Consider the following 13,515-nt stretch of genomic DNA (forward strand, 5'->3'; position numbering starts at 1 on the left):
CCGAGTACATCCGGGAGCATGAAGCATGCGCCCGGATGACTGGCACCTCACCGAAGACATCGAAGACTTTCTCGCCCGAGCCGGAGACTTCCTGCGTTCGCGCCCCGCCCTGCACACCACGCCGCTGACGGTGACCGAGAAACTGCGCACACACGGGGCGGACGCACACGGCGCCGAAGCCACCGTCTTCGGCCGAATGGAGTCAGGGGGCGAGGTCCGCGCCATCTTCTACCGCCCTCCGTCCCACCGCCTGACCCTCACCCCGCTCTCCCCCGAGCATGCCGACACCCTCGCCGCCCACCTGGTCGCCCTCGGCCACCCCCTCTGCGGCGTCACCGCGGACCACGCCACCGCCACCGCTTTCGCCGAGGCATGGCAGCGGCACACAGGCGCAGCGCCGGTACCCAGCTGGCGGGGCCGTCTCCACCGTCTCGGCACGCTCACCCCACCCAAGCCGCGCCCAGACGGCCGGGGTCGAGCCGTGGACGCGCAGGACCACGAACAACTCGTCCGATTGTGCAGTGAGTTCGTCGCCGCCGTCGGAGAGGCCCCCTCCATGGACGCCGACTCCTGGGCCGACTCGCGCTTCGCCGACAAACACTTCACGTTCTGGGAGACCCCGGACGGCACCCCCGTCTCCATGGCAGGCTCGACTTCGATGGTCGGCGGCATGATCCGGGTGGACCCCGTCTACACCCCGGCCCACCTCCGGGGCCGCGGCTACGCGGGCGCCGTGACAGCCGAGGTGAGCAGAGCCGCGCTGACCACAGGCGCAACGGACGTCGTCCTGTTCACGAACCCGGCCAACCCCACCAGCAACGCCCTCTACCGGCGAATCGGGTACGTCCCGATGGCCGACTTCACCGGATACGACTTCTCCACCGCCATCTCTGCGAGCTGTGCAGGCCCGTAGGAACGAAGTCGCCGCAGCAGGGCCGGGCCTGCCGGGCGGCCGTCACTGATGCGGGATGGCGACGCCGGCTGCGCGCAGGTTCGCCTCGAGCAGTTCGTTCAGCCGGGCAGCCGCCGGCGCCTGGTCTTCCCGGTGGTGGTTGATCAGCCCGTAGCGGGTGGCGGCGTCGGGCCTGGCCCGGAACTCGGCCGGCATCGCCAGAAGTTCACGGTTGGCCAGCAGCTTGGCGGACAGGGCGTACGCAAGCTCGTCGAGCCGTGGGTCGTCCGGATCCCACGACTCGGCGTCCTGGCAGCGCTTCATCAACTCGACGTACTCAGGGTCGCCGAGCTGGCGCTCGATCTGGATCAGGAAGCTGTCGAAGACCTCCGGAACCAGGGCACGGGCCAGGATCAGGGCTTCCTGTTGGATGGCCACGTAGTCGGCGCTGAAGCCGAGCTCGGCGAGCCGGTCCAAGGCCAGGCAGGCGCGCTCGGGCAGCAGGAGCCGGTCGCCTGCGGCGAGCCGGTGCAGCACCGCGCGCCGCGCGATCAGCTCCTCGATCCGATCGGTGAGTCGCCGCTCGACGTCGTCCAGGGCGGAGGCGAACCGCTCAGGATCGGCGTCGAGCAGACCTCCGATCTCGGCCAGCGGCACGCCCGCGCCGGCGAGCGTCCGAACCTGAACCAGCCGCAACATATCGGACGATCCGTACCGGCGATAACCGGAGCCGTCGCGTTCCGGTTCGTCGACCAGGCCGAGCCGGTGGTAGTGGCGCACGGTCTTCACCGTGACGTCGGCGAACGCGGCCGCCTTACCGATCGTGAGTCCGTAGACCATCTGCTCAGTGGGCCCTCTGATCGTGAGCGGCTGCGGTCTCGCGTACGGCCTCGGCGATGGCCCGGAAGTCCTTGCGCAGAATGTGGGAGTGGTTGCTCGCGACCTTCGCGCTCACCCTGACGTTCGGGTTCCGGGCGAGCACCGGATCGAGTGAGGCCCGCATCTGTTCCATCTCCTCCTGGCCCCCGCCGAGGCTGGCACCCGTGGCGAGGACGTACCGCACCGGGCAGGTCAAGCGCTCGAGGACCGGCTCGATGGAGGCGTTGATCTCGTTGGCCTCGATGTTGACATCGGCATGCTGGTCAGCGGTCATCCGCGCGGCCATGCCCAGTGGGCGCAACAGCGGCAGCAGCAACCGCATCCGGCGGAACAGGCGCCGGATCCGCTCACGGCCCTCCTCGCCGGTCAGACCGTAGGGAACGGCGCCGTCCACGGACACCACCCCGAGGACCCGGTCCGGATTCCGGTCGGCCCAGTGCACCGCGAGCGCCGCACCGTAGGACCAGCCGACGAGCAGCGGCCGGTCCACCCCGGTCGCCTCGAGGACGGCATCGACGTCTCGGACACACGCCTCGAAGGAGTAGTCCGCCGACCGCTTCGACCGGCCGCGGGCCCGCTCGTCGAACGTGATGTGTCGCCAGTCGGTGCCGAGTTCAGCGATCACGGGCCGCCATGGCCGGTGGTCGGCATAGGAGCCGTTCAGATAGACGACGGGAAAGCCAGGGCCGCGCGTGTCGCTGACGGCCAGGGCCGTGTCGTCGACGGGGACCATGCCGGTCCAGGTAGAGGCAGGAGAGCTGGTCATGCAATCAGCGTCCACCCTGACCCTGGGTCAAGGTCAACCCGCGAGTTTGAGCCGGATCCTGGACTCTGTCGTTCAGCCCGTACGACCCCGAACCGCCGCAGGCACCTGAAGACGGTGGCGGCTCGGCATCCTGCACTCTTACCCGGCCCCATGCGGCCGAGGCATCCGGGTGTCGTTCCCGGCGGAGAGGGCAGGATTCGAACCTGCGTGGGCCCCTGGGGGCCCGACCTCGAGGCGTGCTCGCTGGTCCCCGATCAACCACTCCGGGCACCTCTCCTCGTTCCCGGCCCCGGGCGGTGTCCGGTGCCGTTCACGTGAACGAGACTGGCAGGGGCCCCTGACGGGACCCTGATCCGCCCCTGACGCGGACTGCTTGAGCATGCTGAATGGCGGGTACCTCGGAGCCTCAAGGTCGACCACCCCGACCTCGCGGAGCGGCCGTCGGTCCTCGGTCGGACGGGCTTCCCGGTGCGGGCGGGGCTCAGGCTCCCGGAGCGGCCAGGCGCTCCGTGAGGTGGGCGACCACGTCGGTCAGCTCGATCTCATGCTGCGCCTTGCCCTCGAGGTCCCGCAGGACCACGGCCTGGCGCTGCCACTCGTCGCGGCCGACGATGACCGCGTAGCGGGCGCCGCTGCGGTCGGCGCGGGCGAGTTCCTTGCCCAGCTTGCGCGGCTCCAGGGTGGTCGAGGTGCGGATCCTTGCCTGTCGGAGCCGCCGGGCGACCTCGCGGGAGGCGGGCACCAGATCGTCGTCGACGGGGATCACGGTGACGTCCACCTCGGTCTTGGCCTCGGGCAGCAGGCCATGGGTGTCGAGGAAGTCGTGCAGGGTGACGTCGCCCATGCCGAAGCCGATGCCCGGGATGCGCTGGGTGGTGAAGAGACCGGCCAGATCGCCGTAGCGGCCGCCGCCGAAGAGCGAGCGGTTGTTGGCGGGGGAGCGGTCGAAGACCTCGAAGACGGTGGAGGTGTAGTACTGGAGGCCGCGCACGATGAAGGGGTCGAAGACGAAGAGGTCCTTGGCCTCGCTCTTCATCACCCGGGCCAGCGCGGAGGTCTCCCGGACCTCTTGGGGGAGGTCGGGCAGCACCTCGGCCCCGGAGCGGAGAGTGGATTCCAGGAGGTCGAACATCCGGCCGTCGAGGCCGAACTCGGCGGCGTCCTCGCGCAGCTTCTCGGTCGGCACCTTCTCCCAGCGGTCGATGAGAGCCATGGTCTGCTGGTGCGCGCTCTCCGGCACCTTCACCACATCGCGCAGGACGCTGTTGAGGATGGCCCGGTCGCCCACGCGCAGCAGCCACATGTCGCGGGTCGCGCCGAGCGAGTTCATCACATCGTGGATGAGCTCGAAGATCTCGATCTCGCAGTTCGGGTTGTCGGACCCGAAGATGTCGACGTTGAGCTGCCAGTGCTCGCGGGTGCGGCCGCGCTGCGGCCGCTCATAGCGGTGGCAGTTGACGTGGCTGTACCAGCGAACCGGGAACTGGAGGCTGCCGGCGTTGCCGGCGATCATCCGGGCGACCGAGGGAGTCATCTCCGGGCGCAGCGCGAGCCGGCGGCCCCCCCGGTCGGTGAGGGAGTACAGCTGCTGGTCCGCGATCTCCTGGCCGGACTTCGCCTCGTAGATCTCCGCGGACTCCAGGATCGGCCCGTCGTACCGCCCGTAGCCGTAGCGCTCCACCGTCTCGTACAGATGGTTGAACACCTGCTGCCGGACGGACATCTCGGCGGGGAGGAAATCCCTCGTGCCTCGGTAGGGAGCGGTGGGCAGCAGACGACTCACGAAGGGGCTCCTCTGGGTGATGTGAGATGGCTGACATTCTAGCAAGGGGTACTGACGTGCCATCAGGGTGATCAGCGGGCGGGCGTTCGTCGGCCGAGGATGGCCGAGCCCACTCTGATGTGCGTCGCACCCGCGGCGATCGCGGCCTCCAGGTCGCCGCTCATGCCGGCCGACATCACCCCGGCACCGGGATGGTCGCCGAGCAGCTGCTCCCGGACCCGGTGCAACCGGGCGAACGCCCGCTCGGCCGGCTCCTGTGGCGGGGCCACGGCCATCACCCCGGCCACCGTGAGCAGGGGCTCGTCGGCGATGAGTGCGGCGAGCCGGGGCACCGTGTCGGGGTGGGCCCCGCCGCGGCCCGGGGCCCCGTCCAGGCTCACCTGGATCAGGCAGCGCAGTTCCCGGTCCGTCCGGCGGGCGGCCTTGCCGAGTGCGGCCACCAGGGAGGTACGGTCCACGGAGTGCACCATGTCGGCATAACGGGCCACCGAAGGCGCCTTGTTGGTCTGGAGTTGGCCGATGAAGTGCCAGGACAGGGCCGGTGAGAGGTCGGCGCAGGCCGCTGCCTTCCCGGACGCCTGCTGGTCCTGGTTCTCTCCCACGTCGCGGACGCCCAGCCCGGCCAGCAGGCGGACGTCCTCGGCGGGCCAGGTCTTGGTGACGGTGATGAGGGTGATTCCGGTGTGGTCGCGTCCGGCCGCCTGGGCGGCATGGGCGATCCGGCTGCGGACGGCGGCCAGCCGCTCGGCCAGGAACGCCCGTCGGGTCTCGCGGGTGTCGGGTTCCCGGGAGACCTCGGGGGCGGGACGCAGGGGTGTGGTCACGGTGGGGCCCTTCTCGTTCGCTAGTCCGGCAGGCCGGTCAGGGCCGCTGCCACCCGGTGGGCCTGCTCGTCGGTGAGTGCGGCGAACAGCGGTACCGAGACGGTGCTGTCCACGACGCGTTCGGCCACGGGGTACTCCTGCGGCTCCAGCCCCAGTTGCCGGTGCAGCAGATGCCGGGCGGGGATCAGGGGGTCGGCCGAGATGCCCGCGGCGCGCAGGTGGCCGATCCACTGCTGCTGCTGGGCGCGGTCGGCGGCCCGCAGGCAGTAGCGGTAGGGCACCTGGCCGGGAGCCAGGCCCGGCGGGGGCGCGATGTGCGGTGGCAGGGCCGCGGTGAAGCGGGCAGCGAGGGTGCGGCGGTGGGCGACGATGCGGTCCAGTCGCCGGAACTGGCTGAGCGCCAGGGCCGCCGCAGGGTCGGGGAGGCGGTGGTTGAACCGCGGGGTGTAGATCTCGCGGGCTGCCGGGTCCTGGTGGACGCGGACGCGTTCCCAGGCCGCCCGGTCGGACTGCAGCAGCATCCCGCCCTCACCCGCGCTGATCACCTTGGTGGCGTAGAAGGAGAACACCGCGGCATCCCCGATGCCTCCGAGGGGGCGTCCCTGCTCGTCGTGGCCGCCCAGGCTCTGGCAGCAGTCCTCCACCAGCAGTGCGGCCTTGGGGCGCAGAGCGTCCAGGTCTGCGGGGTGGCCGTGGGTGTGCACGGCGATGACGGCGTCGAGACGGCTTGCCCGGTCGAGCCGTTCGGGATCGAGGGTCAGTGTCCGCTCGGTGATGTCCACGACCATCGGGGTGCAGCCGGCGGCCAGTACGGCGTCCAGCAGGGCCGAGCAGCCGTAGGTGGGGACGGCGACGGTGGCACCGGTGTCCCCGAGCCCGGCGCCGCGCAGTGCCAGTGTCAGCCCTGCGGTGCCGGAGGAGACGGCGCAGGCGTGCATGGGGTGGAAGCGCTCGGCGAACGCCTCCTCGAGCGCTGCGGTCCGGGGGCCGGAAGCGAGCCATCCGGAGCGGAGGGCCTCGGTCACGGCGGCGATGTCCTCTTCGGTGACCAGCGGCCCGTTGTGCGGGATCGGCGGCCCGTGGTGCGGGGCCGACGTGGTGGCCGGCTCCCCGGTGCGCTGGGGGTGGGCTTCCTGCGAGGTCATGTCAGGCCCTTCTCCAGCCTTTCCAGTGCCTGGTGCAGCACGCTTTCGCGTTTGCAGAAGGCGAAGCGGACGTAGCGGCGTCCGGCGTCCGGGTCGGCGTAGAAGACCTGGTGGGGGATGGCGGCGACGCCGCAGCGGGAGGGCAGTGCGCGGCAGAAGTCCATCCCGTCCCGCTCGCCGAGAGGCGTGATGTCGGCGGTGATGAAGTAGGTGCCCCGCGGCGGCCGGACGGCGAAGCCGACTGCGCGCAGCCCGTCGGTCATGAGGTCCCGGCGTCGCCGCAGGGAGTCGGTGGCGGCGGTGAAGTACTCCTCGGGGAGGCGGAGGGCGTCGGCCACGGCGTGCTGGAAGGGTGTGCCGCCGGCGAAGGAGAGGTGCTGCTTGACCTCGCGGACGGCGGTGACCAGATCGGCGGGACCGGTCGCCCAGCCGACCTTCCAGCCGGTGAAGGAGAACGACTTGCCGGCTGAGGAGATGGTGACGGTGCGCTCGAACATGCCGGGCAGTGCTGCGATGGGCTGGTGGGTTCCCTCGAACACCAGGTGCTCGTAGACCTCGTCGGAGATCACCAGCAGATCGTGTGCCCGGGCCAGGGCGGCCACCTCGTGGAGCTGCTCGGAGGCGAGGACCGCGCCGGTCGGGTTGTGGGGCGTGTTGAGCAGCAGGATCCGGGTGCGCTCGGTGATCGCGGCGGCCAGTTCCCGGGTGTCCAGGGTGAAGTCGGGGGCGTGCAGCCGGACCGGCACCAGGGTGGCTCCGGCCAGGGTGGCGCAGGCGGCGTAGGAGTCGTAGAAGGGCTCCAGGGCCACGATCTCGTCACCGGGCGTGGTCAGGGCGAGCAGCGCGGCGGCCAGGGCTTCGGAGGCGCCGGTGGTGACGACGGTCTCCCGGTCGGGATCGATGTCCAGCCCGTAGCGATGCCGTTGGTGGTCGGCGATGGCGCGGCGCAGTCCGGGGAGCCCGGGGACCGGCGGGTACTGGTGGTGGCCGGCACGCAGTGCGCGGACGGCGGCTTCGACGATGGCGTCGGGGCCCGCGGTGTCGGGGAAGCCCTGGCCGAGATTGATGGCGTCGTGCTGTTCGGCCAGGGCCGACATCTCGGCGAAGACGCTGTGCCCGTGGGCGGCGAGGCGGCCGCGGCGCGGGTGGGGAAGAGGTGCGCCGCGGTGCGGTGCGGTGCGGGCGCCGCTGCCGGGCGGGTGCCGGTGGCCGGTCATGACCGGCCACCGGTGTCGGCCGCTTCGGGCTCGGGCCGGTGGATCTCCAGCAGGGCGAAGCGGTGGAGCATCTGGCTGCCGTTGAGGTACACCGGCGCCGGGTCCGCGGTGGCGTCGGGGTCGGGCACGGTGTGCGAGCGCAGTGGGTCCTCCGGCCGCCGTGCGCGGGATGCGGTGGGGAGGTAGCGGTGGAAGGTGTGGTGCAGTCCGGCCCGGTCCAGCAGCCGGCTGACGGTCTGCACGGAGAACTGGTTCCATCCGGGCAGCCACTCGGGGTCGCTGTCCGGATGGCGCAGCCGGATGACGACGTCCACCGGTTCGGGGTTGAACAGGCCGAAGACATAGGCGCGTCCGCCGGGCGCGGTCAGGCGCAGCAGCGCGTCGATCCAGTGCTGGGGGTCGTCGAAGTGGCTGTGCAGGGCGACCATGAAGACGGTCCTGAACGGCCCGGTGGGCAGGGTGTCGGGCCGCAGCACGTCGCCGGTCCGGAAGCGGGCGCCGGGCACGCGGCGCCGGGCCGACTCGATCAGTGCGGGCTGGAGGTCCACGCAGGTCAGGTCGGCGGGGTGCCGGCTGAGGAGGTAGTGGGCGAACGCTCCGGCCGCGCAGCCCACTTCGCACACCGTTCCGCCGGGGTGGGCGCGCAGCCAGGGGGCGGCGTGGTCGACGACGAAGGGGAAGTAGTGCGGGTGCTCGCTGTCCACGGGGCGGTCGGCGTAGCGCAGGTCCAGATTGCGGGGGCCGCCGGCGGGCCCGGGGAGGGCCGTGTGCTGCGCCGGAACCGCGGGCGGTGCGGGGTGCTGCGCCGGGGTCTTCGGCGTGGTGGCGCGGGGCGCCTGGCGGGGGGTGGTGGTCATCGGCCGATCCCGGTGGTGGTGGGTTTTCGGGTGAGCGCGGCCAGCCGGGCGAATCCCTCGACGGGCAGGCTGCGGAAGGGCAATTGGTCGCCGCAGGGCAGGGCGTTGCGCCGCAGGAAGTCCCGCAGGTCGTGGCCGACGTCGTCGAGGCCGCCGCTGAGCCGCCCGGAGCGCAGCTCGAACAGGGCGCGGGTGCGGCCGGTCCAGGGGCGCAGGTCGGGGCGGTCGTCCACGGTGAGCAGGTGGAAGCCACGCCGGTCGGCCGCGTTGGCGTGGGCGTTGATGGAGTCGAGGTCGGTGTCGTCGGTGACCAGCAGCACGCGGTGGCGGCCTGCGACGTCGATGCCGCCGTCGGGGGTGCGCTCGGCGGTCAGACCTTTCCAGTGGAGCTCGGCGATCCAGTCGTCGAGCAGGGCGTCGATGCGCCGGTGGGCCTCGTCGCCCTGGGGGGGCCGGGGGTCCAGGGTGCGCTTGACGGCGGCGGGCACGCCGCCGGCCAGTACTCCGGCGGGCAGGTCGCGGCTGACGACGCTGCCGGAGGCGACGATGGTGTCGGCGCCGATGGTCACCCCGGGGAGCACCGTGGCGTGGTAGGCGAGCCAGACGTTCCGCTCGATGCGCACCGGCGCGAAGGTCGCGGGGTAGCCGTCCAGGAGGCGGTGGCCGAAGTGGAACCCGTGGGTCCAGATGGTGAGGTGGGAGCCGGATCCGACCTGGTCGCCCAGGATGATGGGGTGGTTGGCGTTGAGGATGCTGTGCGGCCCGATCGCCACCCGGGCGCCCAGGACGACATGCGAGGTGGAGGCGGTGGTGCCGCCGTAGCCGACGCTGGTGCCCTGGCCGAGGTAGAGCAGCCGGTCGGCCTGGAAGGAGCGGCAGGTGACCTGGGTCCCGGACTCGATGCGCCCGCCGCCCTCGATTTCGAAGGCATCGGCGACGAACACGGTGACCGAGGGCTGGAGCTCGGTGGCGTCGCCCAGGAAGAGGGTTCCGGCGCGCAGGTCGCAGTCCTCCCCGATGGTGACGCCGTCGCCCAGGGTGAGGGTGTCCGCGGCCAGGACGGTGCCGGCGCCGATGGTCACATCGCGGCCGATACGGACGTCGGCGCCAAGCCAGGCGCGTACGCCCGGCCCGAGCGTCACTCCGGACTCGATCAGCCGGCGCCGGCCGGCCGAGCCGTCGTCGGGGGTCTGGTCGATGGTCATGTCGAACCCTTGCGGCCCTTCGCCAGTGCGGCGTCGAGGCTGTCGACGAAGGCGGCGAACTCGGTTGCGGCCGGCCCGCCGTCGCGCTTCAGGGCTTCGGCGAGGCCCGGGCAGCGGTCGGTGAACACCGGTGCCTTCACACCCGTCAGGGAGGCGCCGGTGACGACGGTCTTCACCCAGGTGGACTGGTACATGCCGGCGCCGTCGAGCCGGGCGCCGGACAGGTCGGACTGGCTGAAACGGCTGTAGGCGCAGTTGGCGCCGACCAGGCCGGCTTCACGCAGGTCGGCGGCGAAGTAGGCCTGGACGAGGGTGGCACCGTCCAGGACGGCGCGGCGCAGGCTCATACCGCGCGGCGGATCACCGGTGATCATCGCGCGGTAGAGGTTGGCGTGGCGGAGGTTGGCCCGGGCGAGGCTGGAGTCGCGCACGGTGAGGCAGCGGCCGAGGAAGGTGCTCATCTCGGCGTCGGACAGGTCGCTCTCCACGATGTGGAGGTTCTCGCCGCGGGCGGCGGTGAGGATCGCGCCGCGCAGGCTGCTCTCCACCATGGTGCCGTTGTTCAGCGACGCGCCGCCGAGGTGGACCTGGGGCAGGGTGCAGCGCAGCCAGCGGGCGCCGGTGAGCTGGGCGCCGCTGAGGTCGGCGGCGGTGACGGCGAGGTCGGTGAAGTCGGCGTCGGGGGCCTTGAGTCCGGCCGCCTGCCAGCCGTGTGCCTGGATGCCGGTGAGCCGGAGCTGCGGCAGCCCCGCGTCGGCGAGCACCAGGCCGTCGGCGGCGGTGAGCCGCTGAAGGGCCAGACCGTGACCGGCCACCGAGCGCAGCGAGGTGTCGCGGAGGCTGGACTTGGTGACCGAGAGCTGGTCGACGCAGGAGCCGTCCAGGGTGGCGGCGTCCAGGAGGCATTCGCTGATCAGCGCGCCCTGGAGGTTCATGTTGCGCATCGAGGCGTCGGACAGGTCGCACTGGTAGAACGACGAGCCGGACAGGTGGCCGTCGTCCAGGTGGGCGCCGCGCATGCTGCACCCGTGGAAGAGCGTGCCGGTGGCGTCCCGCAGCCCGGTCAGGTCGGTGCCGTCGAAGACGCAGGTCTGTGCGGCGAGGGCGTGGACGTAGGCGGAGCGCAGGCTGGCTCCGGTGAGGTTGGTGCGTTCCATCCCCGGGCAGACCATGGTGACTTCGGAGAGGTCCGCCTCCTGAAGGCGGGTGCCGTGCAGCAGGGCCCGGTTGAGGGTGGCACGGCGCAGGTCGGCTCGGCGCAGGTCGAGACTGCTCAGGTCGGCCTCGGTGAGGTCCATGCCGCGGCCGGTGGTGTCGATCAGGCGCTGGGTGGTTTCGGAGACGTGTTTGAGCAGCGCGGGGCGCGATGCGTCGTCGGCAGCGGCCAGGCGCCGCAGCAGTTCCAGGGGGGCGGTGTCGGGCATCGGGGTTCCTCAGAGGTGGGCGGGCAGACAGGGAGGTTCGGTGGGTACGGGGCGGCCGGGGTCGCCCGGCGTGCGAAGGGGAGGGCCGTTCGGCGCGGGGTGGCCCGGCCGGCGGTGGCCGATCACTGCGCGGATCCAACGGCCGATCTGCTCGGGGCCCGGGTCGCCGGGTGCCGGGGGCCGGTGCTCCAGGATGACGGCGGGGGCGCCGGTGAGGTCGAGCAGCGCGGGCAGCACCTCGGCCATCGCGAGGTAGCCGTCGGCGGCCGACTGGCCGGCGTGGGCGGGTTCATGGCCGTGCTCGGGGTATCGCTCGGTGGTGGTGTTGTACACGTGCATGCTGCGCACCACGGGGCCCAGGGCGCGGGCGTAGGCGAGCGGCCCCTGCTCCGGGCCGAGCAGATGGGCATGGCCGAGATCGAGGCAGAGCCCCAGCTCCGGGCGGCCGGTGAGGGCGTCGCGGTAGTGCGCCGCGGTGTGCAGCAGGGGGTGGGCGGAGAGGTTCTCCACCAGCACGGGGACCCCGTGTTCGCGGGCCAGCCCGCAGGCGGCGTCGAGGAAGTCACGGCACCAGGTGTCGAACCCCGCGGCCGGGTAGGGCGGATAGGGGCTCGGGAAGTGCACGACCACATGGAGCGCGCCGAGGTCGGCTGCGCAGCGGACGGTGGCCTCGGTCATCCGCAGTGCGGTCGCCGCCTCGTCCGGGTCGGGGCCGGTGGGGGCGAACCGCCGCAGCGGGCGCTGCTCGTCGTAGGGGACGGGTGTGTGCAGCGCGGGCCGGATGCCGTGGCGGGCGCAGAACCGCCCGATCGCGGGGAGCATCGACCGCCGGTAGTTGTAGAACTCGACGACCTCGGGTTCATAGGCGAGCAGTCCCGTCAGATCGGTGCGGTCGGCCAGCACACCGGAGGAGACGCCCAGCAGGGTCATGACACACCTCCCAGGGCGGCGTCGGCGGCGATGCGCGCGGCCGCCGCCCGGTCGGTCTTGCCGGTGCGTCCCAACGGGGGCTGCTCGATGCGGTGCACCTGCTCGGGCACCTTGTGGGCCTCCAGCCGGTGCCGCCCGTGGGCCCGCAGCTCCTCCTCGGTGGGCATGCGGCCCGCGCGGGGCACGAAGAGCAGATGGAGGCGCTCGCCCAGGAGGGCGTCGGGGACGCCGACGGCCACGCAGGCCGCGCAGTCGGGGTGGTCGGCGTAGGCGGCCTCCACCTCCAGCGGGGAGATCTTGGCGCCGCCGCGCACGATGAGCTGCTTGGCGCGGCCGACCAGTTCCACCCGGCCGTCCTGCGGCCGGTGCCGGGCCAGGTCGCCGGTGCGCAGCCAGCGGCCGGCCATGGTGGCGGCGGTGGCGGCGGGGTCGTCGAGGTAGCCGGTCATCAGATGGGGAGTGCGGAGCCAGAGTTCACCGGCCGCGCCGGGGGCCGGGGCCGCCGTGCCGGCGTCGGCCTCGGCCCCGGTGCTGCCGTGCACGGGCATGATGCGGTACTCCACGCCGGGGGAGGGGCGCCCGATGGTGCCGGCCTCGTCGTCGTAGCGGTCAGGGGTGAGGATGAAGTCGGAGGTGGCGCTCTCGCTCAGCCCGAAGACATCGGCGACCCCGGCGTGCGGCAGCAGGGCCCTGATCGCGCGGCCCAGTCCGGCGGGCAGGGGTTCGCCGCCGCAGATCCAGGTGCCGGGGGAGCCCGCCTCGGCGAGCCGCAGCAGGAGGGCGGAGCCGTCCGGGGAGCCCTCGAGTTCGCGGCGGATCAGGCGCAGCATGCTGGGGACGACGGCGGTCCGGTCGATGGGCCGTCCCGCGAGGCGGTCCAGTACCTGGCGGGCCCGGAAACGCGGCGTGAGCAGCAGGGTGCCGCCGGTGGCGAGGGTGAGCAGCGAGGTCCACTGCCCGAAGCTGAAGTTGAGGTGCAGCAGGTGCAGCGCGGTCTGGCCCTCCCCGAACGGCAGCACCTGGGCGATCGCCCGGAGTTTGGTGTGCACGGCGCGGTGGGAGAGCACCACGCCCTTGGGGCGGCCGGTCGAGCCGGAGGTGAAGACCACCAGGGCCTGATCGGCGTCCAGTTCGGCCGGCGGGCGCGGCAGGCCGTCGGGGGTGCCGGCCGTGGTGTCGTGTGTGTGGTCGCGGATGATCTCGCTGATCCAGGGGTGGCCGGTCGGGCCGGTGGCGTCCTGCCAGGCTGCGGGGTGGTGACGTGGGTCGCCGAGCAGGAGCCGGGCGCCGACGCGTTCGGCGGTGGAGGACAGCACCAGGGCGGGGGAGTCGCGGTGCACCGGGACCACGACCGCTCCGGCGGACCAGGCGCCGAGTTCGCACACGAGGTCGCCGCACCGGTTGTCCACCGCGACGAGAACGGGGTCCCCGCGGTGGTGTCCGGTCGACGACAGGGCGGCGGCGAGGGCGCGGCCCTGCTCGCCGAGGGCGCGGTAGCCGAGGACGTCTTCACCGTCGTCGAGGGCGATGCGGTCCGCGAAGCGCGTGCAGGCCTGCTCAAGGAGCACGTCGAGCCGCTCGGGGGTGTCGGTC

General features: G+C 72.4%; 12 protein-coding genes and 1 pseudogene. 1 reads left to right on the forward strand and 12 read right to left on the reverse strand.

The features are described from left to right. Positions 1–25: 25 nt before the first annotated feature. Positions 26–913 (forward strand): GNAT family N-acetyltransferase, encoded by an 888-nt coding sequence (locus tag AQI88_RS26330; protein ID WP_067003790.1) that lies wholly within the window; start codon positions 26–28, stop codon positions 911–913. Between the two features lie 42 nt (positions 914–955). Here AQI88_RS26330 and AQI88_RS26335 read toward each other — a convergent pair whose 3' ends face one another. The 12 genes and pseudogenes from AQI88_RS26335 to AQI88_RS26385 all read right to left on the reverse strand — a co-directional run. After that, positions 956–1,732, reverse strand: coding sequence for a MerR family transcriptional regulator (locus AQI88_RS26335; RefSeq protein WP_067003792.1), 777 nt, complete (start codon positions 1,730–1,732; stop codon positions 956–958). Between the two features lie 4 nt (positions 1,733–1,736). After that, positions 1,737–2,537 (reverse strand): alpha/beta fold hydrolase, encoded by an 801-nt coding sequence (locus tag AQI88_RS26340; RefSeq protein ID WP_067003794.1) that lies wholly within the window; start codon positions 2,535–2,537, stop codon positions 1,737–1,739. Between the two features lie 182 nt (positions 2,538–2,719). Beyond that, a pseudogene (locus AQI88_RS46085) lies at positions 2,720–2,814 on the reverse strand. A gap of 204 nt (positions 2,815–3,018) precedes the next feature. Continuing rightward, positions 3,019–4,320: a histidine--tRNA ligase gene (gene hisS, locus AQI88_RS26345; RefSeq protein ID WP_079057807.1), complete on the reverse strand. Its 1,302-nt coding sequence runs from the start codon at positions 4,318–4,320 to the stop codon at positions 3,019–3,021. A gap of 71 nt (positions 4,321–4,391) precedes the next feature. Beyond that, positions 4,392–5,144, reverse strand: coding sequence for a YggS family pyridoxal phosphate-dependent enzyme (locus AQI88_RS26350; RefSeq protein ID WP_067003798.1), 753 nt, complete (start codon positions 5,142–5,144; stop codon positions 4,392–4,394). A 20-nt stretch (positions 5,145–5,164) separates the two neighbouring features. Then, complete coding sequence (locus AQI88_RS26355) at positions 5,165–6,289, reverse strand: DegT/DnrJ/EryC1/StrS family aminotransferase (protein ID WP_067003800.1); 1,125 nt, start codon at positions 6,287–6,289, stop codon at positions 5,165–5,167. Beyond that, positions 6,286–7,506: a pyridoxal phosphate-dependent aminotransferase gene (locus AQI88_RS26360; protein ID WP_067003802.1), complete on the reverse strand. Its 1,221-nt coding sequence runs from the start codon at positions 7,504–7,506 to the stop codon at positions 6,286–6,288. The genes AQI88_RS26355 and AQI88_RS26360 overlap by 4 nt, the downstream gene beginning before the upstream one ends. Further along, positions 7,503–8,363 carry a class I SAM-dependent methyltransferase gene (locus AQI88_RS26365; RefSeq protein ID WP_067003804.1) on the reverse strand — a complete coding sequence of 287 codons (861 nt, stop codon included), beginning with the start codon at positions 8,361–8,363 and terminating at the stop codon, positions 7,503–7,505. Before AQI88_RS26365 ends, AQI88_RS26360 begins: the two co-directional genes overlap by 4 nt. Then, a complete protein-coding gene (locus AQI88_RS26370) occupies positions 8,360–9,568 on the reverse strand; it encodes a DapH/DapD/GlmU-related protein (RefSeq protein WP_067003806.1) in 1,209 nt (402 codons plus the stop codon). The genes AQI88_RS26365 and AQI88_RS26370 overlap by 4 nt, the downstream gene beginning before the upstream one ends. Then, positions 9,565–10,992, reverse strand: a complete 1,428-nt coding sequence (locus AQI88_RS26375; RefSeq protein WP_079057808.1) for a pentapeptide repeat-containing protein — start codon at positions 10,990–10,992, stop codon at positions 9,565–9,567. The genes AQI88_RS26370 and AQI88_RS26375 overlap by 4 nt, the downstream gene beginning before the upstream one ends. A gap of 9 nt (positions 10,993–11,001) precedes the next feature. Continuing rightward, positions 11,002–11,922: a sugar phosphate isomerase/epimerase family protein gene (locus AQI88_RS26380; protein WP_067003808.1), complete on the reverse strand. Its 921-nt coding sequence runs from the start codon at positions 11,920–11,922 to the stop codon at positions 11,002–11,004. Further along, positions 11,919–13,515, reverse strand: a 1,597-nt coding sequence (locus AQI88_RS26385; RefSeq protein WP_067003810.1) for a class I adenylate-forming enzyme family protein, incomplete at its 5' end; no start/stop codon positions are given. The genes AQI88_RS26385 and AQI88_RS26380, both read right to left, overlap by 4 nt.

This window comes from Streptomyces cellostaticus (assembly GCF_001513965.1).
GTDB lineage: Bacteria > Actinomycetota > Actinomycetes > Streptomycetales > Streptomycetaceae > Streptomyces > Streptomyces cellostaticus.